Annotated in this window: 17 protein-coding genes; 15 read left to right on the forward strand and 2 right to left on the reverse strand. The window is 68.5% G+C overall.

The genetic code is table 11. The annotated features are described in order from the left end of the window. A partial coding sequence (locus tag A3A5_RS45070) for a hypothetical protein (protein WP_232431438.1) occupies positions 1-394 on the forward strand: 394 nt, incomplete at its 5' end. On the opposite strand, the gene A3A5_RS0122860 is transcribed toward A3A5_RS45070, so the two are convergent. Both A3A5_RS0122860 and A3A5_RS40375 read right to left on the reverse strand, forming a co-directional pair. Beyond that, on the reverse strand, positions 373-2,040 hold the full coding sequence (locus tag A3A5_RS0122860; RefSeq protein WP_018312825.1) for a ShlB/FhaC/HecB family hemolysin secretion/activation protein: 1,668 nt from the start codon (positions 2,038-2,040) through the stop codon (positions 373-375). The genes A3A5_RS45070 and A3A5_RS0122860 overlap by 22 nt on opposite strands. A 182-nt stretch (positions 2,041-2,222) precedes the next feature. Further along, positions 2,223-3,626 carry a collagen-like triple helix repeat-containing protein gene (locus A3A5_RS40375; RefSeq protein ID WP_018312826.1) on the reverse strand — a complete coding sequence of 468 codons (1,404 nt, stop codon included), beginning with the start codon at positions 3,624-3,626 and terminating at the stop codon, positions 2,223-2,225. 729 nt (positions 3,627-4,355) lie between these two features. Here A3A5_RS40375 and A3A5_RS0122870 point away from each other — a divergent pair. The 14 genes from A3A5_RS0122870 (at position 4,356) to A3A5_RS0122935 (ending at position 18,423) form a co-directional block, all read left to right on the forward strand. Then, positions 4,356-5,465 (forward strand): collagen-like triple helix repeat-containing protein, encoded by a 1,110-nt coding sequence (locus A3A5_RS0122870; RefSeq protein ID WP_018312827.1) that lies wholly within the window; start codon positions 4,356-4,358, stop codon positions 5,463-5,465. Positions 5,466-5,834: 369 nt separating this feature from the next. After that, positions 5,835-6,014 carry a Flp family type IVb pilin gene (locus A3A5_RS0122875; RefSeq protein ID WP_013951880.1) on the forward strand — a complete coding sequence of 60 codons (180 nt, stop codon included), beginning with the start codon at positions 5,835-5,837 and terminating at the stop codon, positions 6,012-6,014. A gap of 25 nt (positions 6,015-6,039) precedes the next feature. Next, on the forward strand, positions 6,040-6,564 hold the full coding sequence (locus tag A3A5_RS0122880; protein WP_018312828.1) for a prepilin peptidase: 525 nt from the start codon (positions 6,040-6,042) through the stop codon (positions 6,562-6,564). Positions 6,565-6,639: 75 nt separating this feature from the next. Further along, on the forward strand, positions 6,640-7,116 hold the full coding sequence (locus A3A5_RS0122885; protein ID WP_018312829.1) for a TadE/TadG family type IV pilus assembly protein: 477 nt from the start codon (positions 6,640-6,642) through the stop codon (positions 7,114-7,116). A gap of 50 nt (positions 7,117-7,166) precedes the next feature. Beyond that, complete coding sequence (gene cpaB / locus A3A5_RS0122890; protein ID WP_018312830.1) at positions 7,167-8,120, forward strand: Flp pilus assembly protein CpaB; 954 nt, start codon at positions 7,167-7,169, stop codon at positions 8,118-8,120. Between the two features lie 19 nt (positions 8,121-8,139). Beyond that, positions 8,140-9,582, forward strand: a complete 1,443-nt coding sequence (locus A3A5_RS0122895) for a type II and III secretion system protein family protein (protein ID WP_018312831.1) — start codon at positions 8,140-8,142, stop codon at positions 9,580-9,582. A 46-nt stretch (positions 9,583-9,628) separates the two neighbouring features. Continuing rightward, positions 9,629-10,822 carry a pilus assembly protein gene (locus A3A5_RS0122900; protein WP_018312832.1) on the forward strand — a complete coding sequence of 398 codons (1,194 nt, stop codon included), beginning with the start codon at positions 9,629-9,631 and terminating at the stop codon, positions 10,820-10,822. 1 nt (position 10,823) lies between these two features. After that, positions 10,824-12,140 (forward strand): CpaF family protein, encoded by a 1,317-nt coding sequence (locus tag A3A5_RS0122905; protein ID WP_018312833.1) that lies wholly within the window; start codon positions 10,824-10,826, stop codon positions 12,138-12,140. Beyond that, positions 12,133-13,059 (forward strand): type II secretion system F family protein, encoded by a 927-nt coding sequence (locus A3A5_RS0122910; RefSeq protein ID WP_018312834.1) that lies wholly within the window; start codon positions 12,133-12,135, stop codon positions 13,057-13,059. Before A3A5_RS0122905 ends, A3A5_RS0122910 begins: the two co-directional genes overlap by 8 nt. Positions 13,060-13,090: 31 nt before the next feature. Beyond that, complete coding sequence (locus A3A5_RS0122915) at positions 13,091-14,131, forward strand: type II secretion system F family protein (protein WP_018312835.1); 1,041 nt, start codon at positions 13,091-13,093, stop codon at positions 14,129-14,131. Next, positions 14,128-14,991, forward strand: a complete 864-nt coding sequence (locus A3A5_RS0122920; RefSeq protein ID WP_026201025.1) for a tetratricopeptide repeat protein — start codon at positions 14,128-14,130, stop codon at positions 14,989-14,991. Before A3A5_RS0122915 ends, A3A5_RS0122920 begins: the two co-directional genes overlap by 4 nt. Beyond that, a complete protein-coding gene (locus A3A5_RS0122925; protein ID WP_018312837.1) occupies positions 14,988-15,335 on the forward strand; it encodes a DUF3613 domain-containing protein in 348 nt (115 codons plus the stop codon). The genes A3A5_RS0122920 and A3A5_RS0122925 overlap by 4 nt, the downstream gene beginning before the upstream one ends. Next, positions 15,332-17,020, forward strand: coding sequence for a TadG family pilus assembly protein (locus tag A3A5_RS0122930; protein ID WP_026201026.1), 1,689 nt, complete (start codon positions 15,332-15,334; stop codon positions 17,018-17,020). Before A3A5_RS0122925 ends, A3A5_RS0122930 begins: the two co-directional genes overlap by 4 nt. 38 nt (positions 17,021-17,058) lie before the next feature. Beyond that, the gene (locus A3A5_RS0122935; RefSeq protein ID WP_018312839.1) at positions 17,059-18,423 is read left to right on the forward strand and encodes a sigma 54-interacting transcriptional regulator; all 1,365 of its coding nucleotides are present in this window, start codon (positions 17,059-17,061) and stop codon (positions 18,421-18,423) included. Positions 18,424-18,516: the final 93 nt, after the last annotated feature.

Consider the following 18,516-nt stretch of genomic DNA (forward strand, 5'->3'; position numbering starts at 1 on the left):
CGTTGATGCGATAGCGCTGGAGAGCGCGGGCCGCCGCCCGACTTGGGGATCGTTCAAAAGCCGGTTATCGCAGGCACTGCCCCACACTCACATGGCGTTAGCAGGCTCGAACCGCGACCACGCCCAAACGGCAAGCACCGCCGCCCTTACGACCAACACCGTGCAATTGATTGCCAGCCGCATAGGCGACGCGTTTCTTGGTTACTTCTTGTCGCTTGGACAAGAAGTGACTCGCCGGCTGCGCCGGCGAAACAGCCCACGCCCGCCAAGAGCCCTCCTCCGGAATTCGTCGATAAACCAAAAAAACGGCCGACGCAGAACCACCGCCGGCCGGGTACAGGGAAACCTTCTGGAAATGGAAACCCGACCAGCTCAATCGAACTGGTACGAATAGGTCATGTTGATCCGCGGCGACCGATGGCTCGCATTGGTCGGCTTGTCACCCACCGGTTGTGCCACCGACAGGTCCAGCGTGTAGTAGCGCCGGTCCGAGAAGCGCGCACCGATGGCGACCGATGACAGGCTGCGGTGCGACAGCGACACGCTGTTGGAAAACACGCGCGCCACATCGGCCGACACATAGGGCTGGATCGTGCGCAGGTAGGTCATGTCGGGCAGGAACAGGCGGCTGATTTCCGCCGAGGCCCCCCAGCCCTTGTCGCCCGCCACTTCGCCGGCGGGATAGCCCAGCCCGAAGAAGCGTCCGCCGAAGCTGATCTGCTCGCCCGAGGCCAGGCGGTTGCCGCTGTACTGGCCCGCCGCGGCCACGGTGAGGCCGAAGCCCGCCGGCAGGTCTTTCGACTGCGACAGCAGCAGCCGCGTGCGCAAGAAGCTCAGGTCGTTGGTGTTGTTCTGGCGGCTCGCACCCAGCGCATCGAAGCCCTTGTACAGGCCGAGCGTGGCGTTGCGGCTCACGCCTTCGCCGCGCTGCACGTAGGTCAGCTCCGCAGTGCCCACGCGCACGTTGGTGCCCAGCGTCACGCGCGTGCCGGTGGCGGTGTGGGTGTAGCGCTCGAACTGGTCGGCGCCGTAGAAGCCGCCGGTCAGCGTGAGCGAGTGCGCGTTGGACAGCAGCAGCGGATAGCTGAGCGAGCCGCCGATGCGCTTGGTGTCGTTGACGTAGCGCGGGTTGAACCCGACCGCCTCCAGCGTGGCGTTCTGCGGCACGCCGCGGTAGTGCGAGGCGTTGAGCCGCGCGATCATGCCCTCGGTGCCAAGCGGCTGCGCGTAGCTGGCAGCGTAGTACTCCTCGTTGTCGCGGCCCTTGGGGAACAGCGCCGAGACTGAGATCTGCTCGCCCAGCGGCGTCAGGCTGTTGGTGGTGGCGGTGGCAATGGCGCGCAGGCCCGGCGACATGTATTCGATGCCGGTACCGAAGGTGAACGGCTTGCGCCTGACGTCCAGCACCATCTCGCAGGCGCCGTCGGTGGTGGTCGGCGGCTGCACCGTGGCCGCCACCTGCAGCCCCGGCTGCAGGGCCAGTGCATTGACGTAGTGTTCGAACCGGTCCTGGCGCAGCGGGCGGTCCTGCTGCAGCTTCTCGGCAATGGCGCGCAGCCGGCCCTCTGCCGGGCCCGCCTTGCCAGTGACCGTCACCTTGGCCACATAGCCCTCGACCACGGTGATCAGCACATCGCCGTTGGCAAAATCCTGCGCTGGCACAAAGGCAAACGAGAGCGGATAGCCGCGGTCCTTGTACATCTGCGTGACCGTGTTGGCCGCTTCCAGCAGCTGCGCCACCGTGATCTCGTGGTTGGCCAGCGGCTTGAACTGCGCGGCCACTTCCTCGAACGGCAGCGTCTTCGCGCCCTCGATGCGAAAGCGCCGCGGTGTCAGGCGTGTATTGAGCAGATCCTGCATGGCCGCCTGCGGCCGTTCGACCTGCACGGTCACGCTGCTGTCCGGCCGGGCCGGAGCGATCTTCGGGAGCGTCTGGGTTGGGTCGCCCTGGACTGGGCTGCGCGGATCGGCCTGGACCAGGCCGTGATGGAACGCGCCGACGCTGACCAGCAGCGCGGCAACGCGATGACGTGCACGCATGGCAAAACCCCTGTAAGAAATACTGCGGCTATTGACGTCGCGTGCCACTGGCGCGGGGATTGCCGCTACCCCCGGGCGCCTGCTGTCCGATGCTGCCGGCTCAGCGCGTGGCCGCTACGTTGAATCTGGTGTGCTCCGCTGCCCGCGGTCAGGCGATCGCCAGGGCAGCGGCTGAGACGGGATTACTTCTGGCCGAGCGCGCCGGTCAGGCCGCCCAGCAGGCCGCCAACCAGCCCGCCGATGGGGCCGGTGGCGCTGGTGGTCGAAGTCTTGCTGGTGGCGCTGCCCGCGCTGGAGGTGGCGCCGCCGGTCACGGCGGCGACAACATTGGTGACAGGGGCCAGCGGGCTGGTGGTGCCAGTGCCCGCCGCGGCGCCGGTGATGCCGCCCACCACGCCGCTGACCGCGGTGGTGACCGGTGCCAGCGGCGAACCTGTGCCGCCGCCGGTGGCACTGCCAAGGCCGCCGGTGACGGTGCTGACCAGGCTGGTGACAGGCGCCAGCAGCGAGCCCGTGCCGCCAGCGCCTGCACCGCCAGTCAGCCCCCCGGCCAGCGCGGTCACCGGTGCCAGTACCGGGCTCAGCGCGCCCAGGCCGCCGCCGCTGGCGGGCCCGTTCACTGCGCCGCCCAGCGATGCCACGGTCGTGCCGGTGGCGTTCACCACGCCGCCGATGCCCGAGACCACCGGCGTGTTGGTCTGTTGCAGCTTGGTGCCGGCCGTTGCCAGCGCACCGCCCACGGTTGCGAGCAGGTTGTTGGTCGGGGCGCCCAGGCCTGTGGCCGCGCCCAGCGTCTGCGTGGCGCCGGTCAGCTGCGAGGTGATCGGCACGATCAGCTTGCTGGTGGTAGTGGTCACTTGCTCGACCGCACCGGTCGACAGCACCGTGGTCAGCGTGCCGCCGGCGTCGCTCACCGTGTCGCCCAGCTTGTCCACCACCGTGCCCAGCGGCGAAGTCAGCGGCGCCAGCGGTGCGAGCTGGCCGGTGCCCAGGCCGCTGACAGCGGTGCCGGCGCTGGACACTGCCTTGCCGAGGTCGGTGACCACATTGCCGGTGCTGGCTACCGTGGTGCCAACCGGGTTGGTTGAATCGGGGATGCTGCCCAGGCCCGCTTGCAGGCCCGTGGCCAGCGCGCCCACGGCATCGCCGGTGGAGGCCACCACGCCGCCCAGGCCGCTTTGCGTCTGCGTCGGCACCAGCGGCAGGTTGGCGCTGCCGAGCTGGTTGCCGAGGTCGGTGACGGTGCTGCCCGTATTGCCCAGCACCGTGCCGGCATTGTTGATGACGGTGGCGGTCGGGGTCAGTGCGGTGGGCGTTTCGCCGCCGCCAGTGTTGCCGCCGTTGCCACCCGTTCCACCGGTGCCGCCGGTGCTACCCGTGCCACCGGTACCGCCGCTGGCCACGTCGGTGCTGCCGCCGGAGCCACCCATGCCGCCAGTGCCATCGGTACCCGTAGTCTTGGTGCCGCCATTGGTGCCCGCTGCGTTGCTGGTGCCCATGGAGGTCGATCCGCTGCCGCTGGCGCAGCCACCCAGGGCCAGCAGGGTTGCGAGGAGTGCCGTTACGGCGAGTTGTTGTTTGCGCATGTTCTGTTCTCTCATTCCCGTCGTTTAAATCGCTCGGCCGCGCAACGCGTTCGCTTTCTGCGTGCGGCGGTGACGGATATGGCGCAATCGGTATGCCAGCGCCGCGACGCATCCTGGAAGGGACCCCGCCGAAGCCGGGTGTGGTGCCCGCAATGCCTTGCCGGACGCGGCTTCCAGGGGAGTGGTGGGAACCGCTTGCGGCGCTGCCGGGGATGAGGTGTCAGGGCGGCTGCGCGTTACGCGTTACGTAACGTGTGTCGTCTGCAGGGAACAAGACAGCCGGAACGGCGGGCTTGCGGCGACGGCGATCCAGCCAGGAAAGCGCGGCGTGCCACGCGCTGCCACCGCCTCCCGCCACGGTCGTCCGCGCCGCCGTGTTCCCGTATTCCCGGAACACGTTACGTAGCACGTAACACGTCAGGCCCGCGCCGCAACAGCGTTTGTGCCCGCCCCTTGCGACCCCGCGTCACCCGGTAATCCACGCCAGGCAAGGCTTACAGGGACGCCGGCAGTTCCGTGCCGGCAGCGCCGGCGTCGCTGGCACGCGCCTTGCCATTCGTTGTCCAGACGCGCCGACGATCTCGCGTTCCACTGTCTCGCCGTGCCGGTTCGGAGCGGTCCGCCAGAGGAACAAAGCGGGACACCGGGGAGGCTCGTCGGCAATCCCATGCGGCGAACATAAGACAAAACGGCCGGCAGCACCGCGGCCAACAAGACAGGAGTAGGACAATGCAAAGCAAGCATCCGTCGCAGCATTCCATAACCTCGCTGGCCGCGGCCGGCGTGGCCGCCATTGCCTTGCTGATGGCAGGCTGTTCGTCGGGCGGCAGCGGCAGCGGCGCCAATCCGCGGCCGAGCAGCGGCAACATCGACACGCCGGTCACACCGGGACCGTCCGCATCGGGCGAGACCACGCCCACCGCCAAGGTGACCGAAGGCACGGGCAATACCGTGGTGGCCACGGGCAATGCCATCAGCGAGATCGGCAAGACCATCCAGGACGCGCCGCTGCCATTGCTGCCCACCCAGGCGCGCGAAGGTGCCGGCGACGTGGTGATCAAGACCGGCAGGGCCGTTGGCTCGCTCGGTGCCGGCGTGCGCGACGGGCTGGGGCAGATAGGGTCTGTCGACAACCCGGTTGGCGTGACCGTGGCCAGCACCAGCAACGTGGTCCACGACGTGGGCGAGGCGTTGATCAGCGGCGGCGACCTGGTGCGCGGCCTGGGCACCGAGAAGCTGGCACCGCTGTCACCGGTGACCACTCCGGTGGGTGGCCTGGTCAGGCACGTGGGCATCGCGGTGCACGATAGCAGCGGCAAGCTGCACAGCGTGCTGTCCGAAGGCCCGGTCGCGCAGGTCACGAATTCGGTCAGCAAGGTCATCGTGCCGCTGACCAGTAAGGTCACCGACGGCACGCAGACACTGGGTGCGGGCACGCACCTGGGCGAGCCGGCCAATGGCCTGCTCTACAAGGTTGGCAATACGGTGGCTGCCGGCGGCAGCATGATCAGCAATACGCACGCACCGGTGGTCTCGCCGCTGGGCGGCGTGGTGACTGAGGCCGGCAAGACGGTCGCGGCCGCTGGCGGGCTCCTCAACGGCCAAGATCACGGCGGCGGCAACCCGCTTGGCGGCCTGCTGAACAACCTGCCGCTGGCCAAGCTTGGTGGCGGCGGTGAGGGCGGCTCCGCGGGCGGCGCGCTCGGTCCCGTGACCTCGTTGCTGGCGCCGGTGACCGGACTGGTCGGCGGGCTGAAGCAGGGCGCTCACGACAGCCAGGATGGCAGCGGCGAACACAAGACGTTGCAACTGCCGCTGATCGGAGGCCTGCTGCGCTGAAATGTCTCATACTGGCTAGGTGTTTTCACGGTGCGCTGTCGCTCATCACCCCGTCGCGGCGCACCTTTTTATTTGGCCTGGCATTGCGGTTGCAATGACCGCAATGCCAGGCTGCGGGCCGGTTCCCGGCCGGCCCGCCTGCTCTTTGACAACCTGTTGACCCAGGCATGCCGGGTCGTTTCAAACGCGCGTCTTAACCCCTTTAGGTCATTGCTATCACCCGTAGGAGGGGTATGGTTGAGACATACCATGTCTTATAAAAAAAGTGCAGCAAGCGTGAAAAGTCGATAAAAGAGCGGGCCACAGAGCACCGTGATAATCGAACGGGGGAAGCGTGATCGCGGCTTTAGATCACTCGGGAGTGAAAACATGAAACGACTTATTGCACGCTTCATTAAAGATGAGCGCGGGGCGACGGCTATCGAGTATGGCTTGATCGTCGGGCTCGTCGCTTTGGCCATCGCAGTCGGCGCCGGCCAACTCGGCACAGAACTCAACGCCAGCTTCACTCGGCTCTCAGTCAAGGTTTCGGGATGGTTCGTCAATTGAGCAGGCCGAAACCATAAGTCCCGGCGTGATTGCCGCGCTCCTCTGCGCGGCGACCCTCTACACAGACTTCGTCCACCGGCGCGTTCCCAACGTCCTGCTGGCGGTTGCCATGCTCGCCTTCGGGCTGGCACTGCTCGCCGGACAGGGCACGGAACTGCCGCTGGCCACGCGCCTGATTGGCGCTGGGCTGGGTCTTGCCGTCACCTTGCCGGTGTACGCCCTCGGGCGCATGGCGGCAGGCGACGTCAAGTTCCTGACGGTGGCGGGGTTGTTCACCGGCCCGCAAGGACTGGTGGTGGCATGGGTCGTCGGCAGCCTGCTCGGGCTGGTGCACGCGCTGCTGGCGCTGGCACTGGACGGCAGAGTACTGGCCGCGCTTTGGCAGCGCGCCGCGGCGCGCCTGCGCGTGGCAGCCAGCACGCCGGCCAGGGATCAAGCCTTGCATCACCAGGACAGACCCATTCCAACGGCGCAGTTTTCGCGGGCGCGCGGCATTCCGTATGCCGCGTACCTGGCCGTGGGGGTGCTGGTCTGGATGGCCTCGCGCTAATAGCTGGGTGGGCTAGAGGCAAGCAGGCTGCGCCGCCGGTCGGCGCGAATGAATACCATGGGACCGGGGTTTCAGATGTTGCTGCACGCAAGGGTCAACAGGGGGATCAACCGGCGCCGCCACGGCGCCGGCAGCGCTGCAATTGAATTTGCGATCGTGGCGCCGGTGCTGATCGTCATCGTGATCGGCATCGTTTACTACGGCGTGATGCTGGCGCTGCAGCAGGTGCTGACGCTGGCGGCCGAAGAAGGCGCGCGCGCTGCGCTGCGCTATCCAGTGGGCGTTTCCGGCTCAGGCCTCGCGGCCACACAGGGCGCGCGCGTCAATGCAGCGGCTGCGATGGCGCGGGGCACGCTTCCCACTTCCATCAGGAACTTGCTGTCCACCGGCAACGTTGCGCAGGCGGTGCCCTGCGCATCCGGCTCCACCGATGTCTGCGTGCAGGTCACGCTGAACCTTCCCACCACCAACATCCTTCCCGCCGTGCCGATGGTTCCGCTGCCCGAGACGCTGTCGGGCTCGGCAATGGTCCAGCTTTCTCCTGATATCTGAGCCGCCATGCCCGAACGCCCCCACGCCATGCCCATCCAAAGGAATCCCGCATGACCAGCAAGCACATCCGACTCCTGGCGGTGGTGCTGCTTGGCCTGGCGCTGCTGCTTGCGCTGCTGGCGTGGCAGGTGGGCCGCCAGCCGGCACAGGCGCCCGCGGCATCGAATACCACCAGACCGCTGCATCCGGTGGTGGTGACCACGCGCGCGGCGGAAGCGGGCAAGCCGCTTGATGCCGATGGGCTCAAGGTAGAAATGCTGCCCATCGATCCCGCCGGCGCCTACAGCGAGGTGGCACGCGTGAGCGGGCAAGTGCCGCTGGTGACGCTGGGCGCCAACGTGCCGGTGCTCGAAGGCCAGTTGCTGGCCGGGCTGGCCGCACAGGTGCGGGAGGGCGAACGCGCGGTGGCGGTGTCTGTCGATGAGGTCATCGGCGTCGGCAACCAGGTGCAGCCGGGCGACTATGTCGATGTCTTCCTGGTGCTGCGCCGTGACCAGCAGGAGATCCCGGAAAGCCAGGCGCGCATGCTGCTGTCGCGCCTGCGCGTGCTGGCCTACGGCGTGGTCTCGGTCAACCGGCCGCAGAACGCCAAGCCGGAACAGATGATGGCGCGCCAGGAAGGCGCCAAGACCGCGGTGCTGTCGGTGCCGCTGGAACAGGTCAGCCGGCTGGCCATGGCGCAGCAGTCCGGGCGCCTGCTGCTGGCGCTGCGCAATCCGCAGGACGAAGCCATGCCCAGTGATGGCATGTTTGCCGAACCCCCGCCCGCGCTGGCCGCGCGCGCCGGCGTTCCCGCCCACGCGCCGCGCGCCGCCCCCGACAAGGCCATGGCCGGCGTGATGCTGTCCGGCCTGGCCGCCCCCGCTGCTGCCTCTGCCCCCCGCGCGCCGGTGGCAGCGCCGGCGCCGCGGCCGCTGCAGGTGGCCGCGCCGACCACGCCAGCCCAGGCCAGACAAAGCGCAGGCGTGGAAGTCATCCGCGCGGGCAAGCGCGAGATCGAATAAGAACGTGGGCGCCGACCTTATGCAAATCCAGAAGAACCAGGCCCGGAAGTACCCGGCGCGGAAGTACCCGGCCAATACGGCGGCCTTGCGCCGCAGGCTGATGCAGCTCGCGCTGGCCGCGATGCTGGCCACTACCGCGTGGTGCGCACTGGCGCCGCGCGCACAGGCGCAGGAAGCCGTGAACGCGCGCCAGTTGCGCCTGCTGGCCGGCGCGCAGAAGGAGATCCGCAGCGCGCAGCCGGTGGAGCGCGTGGCGGTGGGCAACCCGGTGGTGGCCGATGCGCTGGTGCTGCGCATGCGCGGTGCCCCCAGCGTGCTGCTGGTGGCCAGGCAACCCGGTGCGACCGAAGTAATGGTGTGGACGCGCGGCGGCGCCGAACCGCTCATCTACAACGTGCAGGTCGATGCGATCGCGCCCGATGCCGATGGCGCGAAGCTTGGCTATTCCGCGGCCGGTGCCACCATCACCGGCCAGTCGCCCGATGCCTATGCCGCGGCGCGCGCGCAGGCCGCGGCGCGCGCGGCCACCCCTGGCAAGACCGATGGCAAGCCCGGCCTGGTGGTGGATCGCTCTACCGTGCCGCTCTCAGGCACCGTGCAGGTCGACGTCAAGGTGGTGGAGATCAGCAAGACCGTGCTCAAGGAAGTCGGCATCAACTTCTTCCGCAACAACTCCGGCTTTGCCTTCGGCACGTTCTCGCCATCGACGCTGAACAAGTTCACCTTTACGCCCGGCAGCGGCGGCGCGCCGGGCAGTTTCAGCGCCGACATCGCGTCGCCGATGAGCAATGCCTTCAACCTGGTGGCCGCGTCGCTGACGCACGGCATCTTCGCCAATATCAGCCTGCTGGAGGCCAACGGCCTGGCACGCGTGCTGGCCGAGCCCAGCCTGGTGGCGCTGTCCGGCCAGAGCGCCAGCTTCCTGGCCGGCGGCGAGATCCCGATCCCGGTGCCGCAGGCGCTGGGCACGACCACCATCCAGTTCAAGCCGTTCGGTATCGGGCTGACGGTGTCGCCCACGGTGCTGTCGGCCGACCGCATCGCGCTGAAGGTGGCACCGGAGGCGAGCGATCTCGACCCCTCGCGCGGCATTTCGATCAATGGCGCGGTGGTGCCCGCCATCGTCACGCGGCGCGCCGACACCACGGTGGAACTGGGTGACGGCGAGAGCTTCGTGATCGGCGGGCTGGTCAGCCGCAACACCGTCAGCAACGTCAACAAGGTGCCGGTGCTGGGCGACCTGCCGGTGATCGGCGCCTTCTTCAAGAACCTGAATTTCCACCAGGAAGACCGTGAGCTGATGATCGTGGTCACGCCGCGCCTGGTGAAGCCGCTGGCCAAGGGCGCGCCGGCGGCGCAAGCCGTTGGTGCCGACGGCCGCACCAACGGCAGCCCCAATGTGTGGGGCTGGTATGTGCTGGGCGAATTCGCGGACCCGACTTTGCCGGGCTTCTCAAAATAGCCGCTGGCCGTGCCGGCAGGCATGGCCAACGGCTTGAGGCAGAGAGATGGACTATTTTCTGTTGCATGCAACGCAGGGCGAAGTGAAGGACTGGCTGGGCAAGATCCTGGGCGGGCTGGGCGCGCTGGTGGCCGAAGGCGGCGCCCAGGAAGCCTTTCTCGAGCGCGTGGCTCAGCTGCGCCCGGGGCTGGTGTTCCTGCACTTCTCGACGGAGCTGGCCGGCGCGTCGGCGCGGCTGGGCGAGCAGCTGCTGCGGCTCTTCCCAGGCCTGCCGCTGGTCGCGGTGGGCCACGCCGACGAGCCCGGCATCATGCTGGCGGCGCTGCGCGTGGGCGTGAAAGACTTTATCGACCTGCGCGACGCGCCGGCCGATGCCGAGGCCGTGGTCAAGCGCCTGGCCGTGCCGGGCGAGCAGGTGCGCCCGGCCGATTCGGCGCGCCAGGGCAAGATCGTGGCGCTGCTGGGCGCACGCCCCGGCGTGGGCGTGACCAGCCTGGCCGTGAACCTGGCCGCGGCGGCACGCCGCCACCTGCCGCTGAACGAAAAGACCGATGCGCGCGCCGAAGTGCTGCTGCTGGACCTGGGCCTGCCGGCGCGCGACGGCGCGCTGTACCTGAACCTGAGCCCGGGCTTCCACTTTGTCGAGGCGGTGCGCAACCTGCGCCGCTTCGACCAGGTCTTCGTGCAGACCGCGCTGACGCGCCACGGTAATGGCGTGTGCGTGCTGCCGCTGCCCGCGGCGCTGGGCGAACTGCGCGACATCTCCTACTCCGAAGCCATCGGCCTGCTGGAGCGGCTGCGCGCGTTCTTCGACATGCAGATCATCGACCTGGGCGGCTTCGGCAATGCCGAGTTCACCGCGCAGATCGTCAAGGCCGCCGACAGCGTGGTGCTGGTGGCCGACCAGAGCGTGGGCGCGATCGTCTCGGCCGCGGAGCTGGTGCATGAACTGCGCGCGCGCGAGGTGGAGCGCGACGACCTGCACCTGCTGGTGTCGCGCTTCGATGCGCGCCTGGGAGTGGATGCCGCGCAGATCGCACACCGCGTGGGCGTGCAGTCGGTGGGCACGCTGCCTGACAGCCGCGCGCCGCTGGTGCTGGCCATGAACCGCGGCGCAGTGCTGGCCGACGACGATCCGCACGACCCCTATGTGCGCGCGCTGGCCGACCTGCTGGCGCGGATGAAGGAAAAACTGCCTGAGGCGCTGCGCGCGGTGCGCGTGGCACGCACTGGAAGCTGACATGACGCAAGCGATTGAATTTTCCGATAACACCCCCGCACCGTTCCCGGTCTCGCAGGAATTCCAGAACATCAAGGAAGCGGCGCACGAGCACCTGCTGACCCGCATCGAAGAGCTTGGCGCAGAGTTCGGCCGCTGGTCGCGCACCGCGATCCAGCGCTTTGTCGACCTGGAGCTCGAGAGCTTTACCCGGTTGCGCCGCATCCCCATCAACGAGGCCGAGCTGCGCCAGATCGCCGAGGCGCTGACCAAGGAGCTGGCCGGCTTCGGCCCGATCGAAGACCTGCTCAATGACCCCGCGGTGGAAGACATCCTGGTCAACGGCCACCTTGACGTCTACGTGTCGCGCCACGGCGTGCTGGAGCGCATCCCGGTGCGCTTTACCGACAGCGGCCACCTGCTGCGCATCGTGCGCCGCATCCTGGCGCCGATCGGCAGGCGGCTGGACGAGTCCAACCCGATGGTCGATGCGCGCCTGCCCGACGGCGGCCGCATCAACGTGGTGATCCCGCCGCTGGCGCTGGAAGGCCCGGTGGTGTCGATCCGCAAGTTCCGCAAGGACCCGATGACGCCTGCCGACCTGCAGGCGCTGGGCACCATGAGCCCCGAGATCTGCGACCTGCTGCAGGCCGCGGTGCAGGCGCGCTGCAATATCCTGGTGAGCGGCGGCACCAGCTCGGGCAAGACTTCGCTGCTCAACGCGCTGGCCACTTTCGTGCCGACCACCGAGCGCGTCATCACCATCGAGGACACCGCCGAGCTGGCGCTGAACCACCCGCACGTGGTGCGGCTGGAAAGCCGTCCCGGCGGCTTCGAGGGCACCGGCGTGGTGTCGATCCGCGACCTGCTGCGCAACAGCCTGCGCATGCGCCCGGACCGCATCATCGTGGGTGAAGTGCGCGGCGGCGAGGTGTTGGAAATGCTGCAGGCGATGAGCACCGGCCACGACGGCTCGATGGGCACCATCCACGCCAGCAGCCCGCGCGAATGCCTGTACCGGCTGGAGATGCTGGCGGGCTTTGCCGGCTTCCAGGGCAGTGAACTGAGCCTGCGGCGCCAGATTGCCAACGCCATCGACTTCATCGTGCAGATCGCGCGCCTGTCCAACGGCAAGCGCCGCATCGTCTCGATCACCGAGGTCACCGGGCTGGGCGACAACATCATCTCGACCCAGGAGCTGTACCGCCATGAGCCCTTCATGAACCCGGACGGCACCGAGACCGACCGCTGGCTCTCGCTCGGCTTGCTGCCGCACTCGCCCAAGCTGGCGCGCATGCGCGGTCCGGGTTTCATGCTGGACGACCGCTTCGATGTCTAGCGCCACGCTGCTGCTCGCCGCCATGGCCCTGGTCATCACCGGCCTGGGCCTGCTGCTGCTGGCCAGCGCGCAGGCGCGTGCGCGCCGCGAGCAGCAGCAGGCCTTCCTGCAGGCGCAGACCGAGCAGGTGCGCCTGCGCTATGCACAGGCGCCGGATCCGGCGCTGCAATTGCCCGCGCGCGACTTGCGCCGCCGCTGGGACGACTTCCTGCGGCGTGCCGAACTGGCGCCGACGCGGCGCACCGCCATCGTCTGGATCACCCCGGTGGTGCTGTGCACGCTGGCCGGCGCCGTGGCGGGGCAATGGCTGGGCGCGGTGTCGGCCCTCATCGTGGCGCTGGCAGTGGCGGCGTTCGCGGCATGGAACCGCGTGCGCCGCCTGCACAAGAAGCTGCTGTCGCAACTGCCCGGGTTCCTGGACGGCGTGGTGCGGCTGATGACGATCGGCAGCAGCGTGCCGGCGGCGTTCCAGAATTCGATCGCCAATACCGAGGCGCCGCTGCGCCAATGCCTGGTGCAGGCCATCCACCTGCAGCGCGCCGGCAAGGAGCTTGACCAGGCGGTGCTGCAGGTCGGGCGCGTGTACAAGGTCGAGGAACTGGTGCTGGTGGCTTCCGTGCTGCGCCTGTCGGTGCGCTACGGCGGCCGCGCCGATGTGGTGATGGAGCGCACCGCCGCCTTCATGCGCGACCGCGAACAGGCCCAGCGCGAGCTGATGGCGCTGTCGGCCGAGACCCGGCTGTCGGCGTGGATCCTGGGGCTGCTGCCGCTGGTGGTGGCCGGCGGCCTGTTCATGCTGAACGCGGGCTACATCATGATGATGTGGAAGGATCCCACCGGCAAATCGATGCTGCTGTCGGCCCTGGCGCTGGAAATTGCCGGGGCCTTCATGCTGTACCGGCTGGCCAAGTCGATCTGAGCGGCATGCCAGCACGCAGACAAGAGCCAACATGGACCGCCTGACACTGATTTCGCTCAGCCTGCTGGCTGCCGCTTGCGGCGTGGGCGTACTGACGCTGCCGCTGTTGCGCGACTGGCGCCAGCGCCGGCTGGCGGCGCGCACCATCGACGGCGCGCTGGCGCGGCAGCGCGCGGCGGAAGCTGCCCAGGCCGCGCACGCCGCGCAGGCCGCGGCCCCCGCTGCGCCGGGCACCCAGGCTGCGGCAAAGGCCGGTGCCGCCGCGCCGCAGGGCAGGGCGGCTACGGCAATCGGGGCACAACTGGGCGCGCGCGTGGGCGAGCGCATCAGTGCCCACTGGCTGGATTCGCGCCTTGGGCGCGCGGTGGTGACGCCGGAAGACCAGCAACTGCTGGAGCAATGCGGATGGTACGGGCCGCAGTCGCGCATGCTGTTCGGCGTGCTGCGGCTGGGGCTGCCGTTGGCCCTGGCGCTGGCTGCCATGCTCTGGCACGTGGGCGCGGGCGCCTTCGCCATGGTCGCATGGGGCTTCGGCACGTTTGCGCTGGCCTACCTGGCCCCCAAGTGGCACCTGCGCCGCCGTGCCGCGGCCCGCCTGTGCATGGTCGATGACGAGCTGCCGGTGCTGATCGACATGCTGCGCCTGCTGCAGGGCGTGGGCCTGTCGATCGACCAGAGCCTGCAGGTGATCGTGGCCGAGTTCGGCAGCATGCTGCGCGTGCTGGGGCCGGAGCTGGCACGCGCCAACCAGCAGTTTGCCTCGGGACGCTCGCGCGAACAGACGCTCTTGCGCATCGGCCGGCTGTTCGACAGTGAAGACCTGAAGAGTCTGATCACGCTGCTGACGCAGGTGGACAAGCACGGCGGCGCGGTGCAGGAGCCGCTGCGCCAGTTCGGCCTGCGCATGCAGGAGGCGCGCAAATCGCGCATGAAGGACGAGATCGGCCGGCTGACGGTCAAGATGACCGCGGTGATGGTAGTGAGCCTGCTGCCGGTGCTGCTGATCCTGACCGCGGGCCCCGGCTTTCTCGGGGTGATCCGCATGCTGGCACACATGGGAGGGACGCGATGACGCGCTCAGTCGGTCCGGCACTGGGCCGGATCTCGAAAATGGCGGCGTGCCTGCTGCTGGCGGCGCTGTCGGGCTGCGCCGCCAATCCAAACGGGGCCGCGGCCATGCATGAGCAGGCCGAGGCCCAGGTGGAACTGGCCAGGCTGCGCGACAAGACCGCGCGCGCCGAATACAGCGAGCAGGCGGTCTACCTGGGCCTGATCCGCAAGATGCAGCAGGACGGTCTCTACTTTGCCTCGCTGGCGCATATCGAGGTCTACGTGAAGCGCTTCGGCGCCGGCCCGGAGATCCAGGCGATGCGCGCCGATGCGCTGCGCGAGGCCGGGCAGGACAAGGCCGCCACCGATGCTTACCAGCAACTTGCAGCGACGTCGCAAGGCGAGCAGGCCGCGCATGCGCACCACGGGCTCGGCCTGCTGGCGGGGCGCCAGGATGACTTTGCGCGCGCCGTCAATGAGCTGCGCCAGGCCGCCGCGCTCGACCCTGTCAATCCGCGCATCTCCAGCGACCTGGGCTATGCGCTGATGCGTGCGGGCGCGCTGCAGGACGCACGCGTGCCGGTGATGCAGGCGCTGGAACTGGACGGGCGCAATCCGCGTGTGATCAGCAACGCCGTGGTGTGGCTGATGGCCGACGGCAAGCGCGCGCAGGCCAACGCCATGATGCAGAAGGCCGCACTGCCGGAAGCCACGCGCAGCGCCATCCGCAAGGAAGCCGACCGCATCGCCCGCGCCAGCGCGGCGCGCGGCCGTGCAGCGGCCCGTCCGGCGCCGGCAGTGCGGGCGCCATCGAAACCCGCCACCACCGCCCCGGCCACCTCGGTGGCGGCCGTGGCCGCGACCGCAGGGGCTACCCCATGACCGCCATGTTCCGCATTGCCATCCCGACGCTCTGCCTGCTGATGCTGGCGCCCGTCGCGCAGGCGCAGACCGACCGCGCGACCGAGACCGCCGCCGCCACCGGCATGCCGGCAGGCAGCCCGGCGCAACGCGAGATCGGCGCCGACACGCGCGCCATCCTTGCGATCCAGCGCGAAGGCATGCAGGCCGGCCCCATGCTGCCGATGCACGGCGAGCAGGCCGCGCTGGGCTATGAGCGTTACATGAACAGCTTCCGCTTCGCGCTGCCGGAGTTCTACACGGGGCAGGCCAACGCCAGCACCGCGCGCGCCGGCTCCGCTGGCCAGATGCTGGGCGGCAAATGAGCTTGCGCCAGCCGCGGCGGCGCCGGGCACCTCGATCCGCACGCGGCGCCATCAGTGTGATGGCGGCGCTGCTGATCGCCACCGTGGCGATTGCCGCGCTGGTGTCGATCGACGTGGGGCATGTGTTCATGCGCCAGCGGCAGTTGCAGAACATGGTGGATCTGGCCGCGATGTCGGCGGCGCAGCAGCTTAAGCGGGCGGATAGCGCGGCGAATCTCAACGCCGCTGTGCTGGGTACGGTCAGAAATATCGGTGCGAAGAACGGGTATCCGTCGGGCACTGCAATGGGTTGCGGCGATGCTACCGGTGGCGGCGCGGATGCCATGACGGCCTGTCTTGGCGTGTGGGACCCGGCGAGCGGCGAGCCCAGGCATTTCAGCGCCGCCTACAATCCGGCCCAGCTGTCGCCCAATGCCGTGCGAGTTCAGGCCACGCAGACTGTGCCGATCCTGTTCGTGATCGATGGGGGTAGCGGCCGGCAGCTGTTTGCGGAATCGATTGCCAGCGGCAGCCCGCCGGTGGCGGCGTTTTCGCTCGGGACCGGGTTGCTGGATGTCAATTCGGCCAACAGCCTGCTAAGCGTTCTGTTGGGGAGCTCGGTGCAATTGTCGGCCGTGGATTGGGAAGGACTGGTCAATGCCAATGTGACGCTGGATCAGCTACGCGTGCGGGCAAACGTGGGTACTGTGGACCAGCTGCTGAACACTGCGCTGAGCCTGCGGGATTTCTACGCGCTCGTGCTCGGTGCGGCCGGCCGCGATGCGTTGTTGAACACGATGCTGGGCAGTCCACCGACCACGCTGGGCGCGGGCGGTGCGGGAGTCGCGGTGTCGCTGGCCCGGTTGCTGCAGCTTGGAGTGTTGGCGCCAGCGGCATCGTCGGCTGCGGAGGTGGGACTTAGCGTGGCCCAGCTGCTGCTGGCAGGGGCGCAGGTGGCGCGGGGCGATGCGGCGGTGGCGCTCCCGGTGACGGTGCAATTGCCGGCGGGATTGAGTGGCCTGAGTGCCAGCGTGCAGGTGATCCAGCCGCCGGTGATGGCGGTGGGACCCGCGCGCAAGCTGACCGACAACCCGGCAACATGGCAAACATCGGCGCACTCCGCGCAGGTAGAGGTCGCGTTGGCTGCTACCGTATCGAGTGGTCCAATCAGTGGCTTGCTCGGCGTCCAGCTCAACGTGCCCCTGCATATCGCCGCCGCCGAAGCTACGGCTGACCTGACCGGTCTGCAGTGTGCGGCGGCACCTGCTGACCGTCGTGCCACGCTGCATGTCACACCCGGTCTGGTAAGCGCTTGTCTCACGAACCAATGCACAGGTGGCAAGGTGACGATCGGCACGGCGTCGACACTCTTCCAGCCGCTGATCAAGCTTGTGGTAGTCGATAATCCGAAATACCGCAGTACGGCGGGCAGTGATATCACCCTCGCGCCCGGCGGACATGCGCAAGTGGGCACGACCAACCCGGTCGGAGGAATCTTCTCCCAGGTGCTCGCGTTGCAGGTCACGCCCGAGGTGCTGGGCATCCCAATCCCGCTTTCCGTCGACCTGAGCGCCTTGCTGGTCCCCCTCGGCGCGGCACTGGACGCAGTCCTGCCATCCGTTCTCGCGCAGGCAGGCATCCAGCTAGGCACCGCCGACCTCTGGGTCCACAGCATCGACTGCAACAATGCCGAACTGGTGTACTGAGCCATGATCGCGCCAAACCGCCTGATGGCAGAAATCGAATGAAGACAGACCGCTGGGCCTACGAAAACCTTGAAGTCTACGTGTGGGAAGGCAAGTACGAGATTGCCGACCGCGTCACGCGTTTCCTGGCGCCGCTGGGCGTGGACGTGATCCGCGCCGGCGCGCTCGATGCCTTGCCTGCCGAGCCGCGCCTGAAGCCCTGCATCGCGGTGATCAGCGTGTCGGTGATCGGCGCGGCGCGCTTCTCGCTGGACTGGGAGGCCGCGCACGGCATGCCGGTGATCTGGGTGGCCGGCCCGGGCCGCGAGGCCGATCCCGGCCGCTTTCCGCCGGAGTACGCGCATATCCTTGCCGATGACTTCACCGGCGCCGACCTGCGCAGCCAGATCGGCAAGCTGCTGCCGCAACTGCTGGCCACGGACGCGCCAAGCGAACGCGAGGCCGACCTGGTGGCCGGTTCGCCGGCGATGCGCCAGCTGCTGCAGCATGTGGAAACCTTTGCCGACTTCGGCAGCAGCGTGATGCTGTATGGCGAAACCGGTGCGGGCAAGGAACGCATCGCGCGCCTGTTTCACGAGCGCAACGGCACCTACGGAAAGGGGCCGTTCGTCGCGGTCAACTGCGGCGCGATCCCTGACGGCTTGTTCGAGTCGCAGTTCTTCGGCCATGCCAAGGGCGCGTTCACCGGCGCCTCCTTTGCGCACCGCGGCTATTTCGAGCAGGCCAACGGCGGCACGCTGTTTCTCGATGAAATCGGCGACCTGCCGCTGTTCCAGCAGGTCAAGCTGCTGCGCGTGCTGGAAGAGAACGTGATCACGCGGCTGGGCTCGACCCTGGCGGTCAAGCTGGATTTCCGGCTGGTGGCGGCGACCAACAAGGACCTGCGCGATGCAGTACGGCAGGGGCGCTTCCGCGCCGACCTGTTCTTCCGCCTGGCGGTGATCGAGATGCGCATCCCCAGCCTGGAAGAGCGTGGCCTGGCCGACAAGGTGGCGCTGCTGCAGTCGTTCTTGCGCCATATGCTGGGGGAATCCGGCTTCGACGCGTTGCCGCCGATGCCGGACTGGCTCAAGGGCGCGGTCGGCACCGCCTATTTCACCGGCAATGTGCGCGAGCTGCGCAATCTGGCCGAGCGCGTGGGCATCACCGTGCAGCAGACCGGGCACTGGGATGAAGAGCGCATCCGGCCGCTGTTCCGCTCGCTGCATCCGGGTGCGTTTGATGGCGGCGAGCGCAACGACCTGCGTGCCGATACGGAAGAACGCCGCCGCATCCTGGCCGCGCTCGATGCCAATGGCTGGCGGCGGCAGGACACGGCGGCGAGCCTGGGCATCAGCCGCAAGGTGCTGTGGGAAAAGATGCGCAAGTACCAGATCGCCGACAGCGAGGCCGAGCCGGCCTGAGCGCGCGCGCACGCCTGAGCCGTTGCTGAACGGGCGGGCAGTGCGCAACGCATTATGATGCGGGTTTCGCCCCTTCTTCAATCGGACCCCGGA

This window comes from Cupriavidus sp. UYPR2.512 (assembly GCF_000379565.1).
Lineage (GTDB): Bacteria > Pseudomonadota > Gammaproteobacteria > Burkholderiales > Burkholderiaceae > Cupriavidus.